Annotated in this window: 1 protein-coding gene; it reads left to right on the top strand. The window is 58.0% G+C overall.

What is annotated here, in order from left to right; all coding sequences use genetic code 11:
- On the top strand, positions 1 to 1673 hold a 1673-nt coding region (locus MoGM_RS03680; RefSeq protein ID WP_199181762.1), incomplete at its 5' end, for a glycoside hydrolase family 3 C-terminal domain-containing protein.
- Between the last annotated feature and the right edge of the window lie 249 nt (positions 1674 to 1922).

Genomic DNA, 1922 nt, shown 5'->3' with positions numbered 1-1922 from the left:
ATGCCTACAAGAGCGTTCCGGAGGCCGTCCGTCGCGGACTGATAACGGAGGCGGAGGTAGACAAGCATGTAGTCAGGCTGCTTGAAGGGCGCTTCGACCTCGGCGAGATGGACGACCCGTCGCTCGTGTCGTGGAGCAAGATACCATCGTCGGTGCTTGAAAGCAAGGAGCACCGTCAACTCGCTCTCGACATGGCTCGCCAGACAATAACGCTGCTTCAGAACCGGAACGGCATACTGCCGCTTGGAAAAGGCGAGAGGATAGCCGTCATAGGGCCGAATGCCGACAACAAGCCCATGATGTGGGGAAACTATAACGGAACGCCTACGACCACCGTCACCATTCTCGACGGCATACGGCGGGAAAACAGGAAGGTGGTGTACCATCAGGGTTGCGACCTTACCGACAGCCGCATCGTGACCCCGCTTTTCGACGAGTGCTCTTTCGAGGGGCGCAAGGGATTTAAGGGGACGTTCTGGAACAACACCGCACGCGAGGGCAAGCCCGTTGCCACGGAATACTACACGCAGCCTTTTGCCAAGACAACGGCAGGCAACTACCAGTTTGCCCCTGGCGTGAACCTTACTGATTTCAGTGCCCGGTATGAGACGGTGTTCCGTCCAACGAAGTCGGGCGAGGTGGTTATCAACGTGGAGTCGGTAAGTCGTTTCGACGTGGTTGTCAACGGCGAGGTGAAGGTGAGGCACGCCACGTGGCGCACCACACCCACCCGCACGCCTATAAAGGTGGAGGCCGGGCGCGAGTATAAGATAGAGATACACTTCGCCCACATGCCCACTTACGGAGCGAGCATCAAGGTAAACATAGGCACCGAGTCGGAGATTGACTACTCAGACATAATCGGACGGCTGAAAGGCATAGACAAGGTGGTGTTCGTAGGGGGCATCGCCCCGAGTCTCGAAGGGGAGGAAATGCCCGTGGAGATAGACGGATTCAAAGGCGGCGACCGCACTCATATAGAGCTTCCGGCCGTGCAGCGCGACTTCTTGAAGGCTCTCCGTGAGGCCGGCAAGCGGGTCGTGTTTGTGTGCTGCTCCGGCTCCGCCATAGCGTTGAGGCCCGAGACGGAGAGCTGCGAGGCGATAGTGCAGGCATGGTATCCCGGCATGGAGGGCGGCACGGCTGTCGCCGATGTGCTGTATGGCAGGGTGTGCCCGTCGGGTAAATTGCCCGTCACGTTCTATTCGTCGTCCGACCAGCTCGGAGACTTCGAGGATTACCGCATGGAAGGCCGCACATACCGCTACATCCGTAGTTTCAAGCCTCTCTTCCCGTTCGGTCACGGCCTGTCGTATACCACGTTCGACATCGGCGAGGCAAGGCTGTCCTCAACCACGGTGGGTACCGGAGGCGTGACTATGGAAATACCGGTGACGAACACCGGCACTCGCGACGGTGCCGAGGTGGTGCAGGTATATGTGCGGAACCCTGCCGATCCGGAAGGTCCGGTGATGCAGTTGCGTGGTTACTGCCGCCTCGATGTCAAGGCGGGAAAGACCGCCACGGCCTCGATAGCCCTCACGTCCAAGTCGTTCGAGTGGTTTGACGGGCAGACGAATACCATCCGTGTCAAGCCCGGAACGTACGAGCTGCTCTACGGCAACTCGTCTGCCGGGGAGGCGTTGAGAAGGGCGACGGTCACGGTGGAATGAGAAACAGGGTGTTGCCTTGCGGCTTTTGTCAGCGTGGCAACACCCCGTTTTGATACGCATATATGCTTCTTTCCGTAATAGACGGGCGAATTTCCCGATACATACAAACTCTTTTTTTATATATATCCAATGTGTAAAAGAATTTTTCATGCACTGGTTCTGGCAGCGTGCGTCACGGCGGCACATGCGCAGAACCCCATAATCCGCAACCAGTTTACGGCCGACCCCACGGCCAGAGTGTTCAACGGG

It is taken from the genome of Prevotella sp. MGM1, assembly GCF_002933775.1.
GTDB lineage: Bacteria > Bacteroidota > Bacteroidia > Bacteroidales > Bacteroidaceae > Prevotella.
The sequence above is the reverse complement of the archived record's forward strand: the minus strand, read 5'-3'. Positions and strand labels throughout refer to the sequence as shown.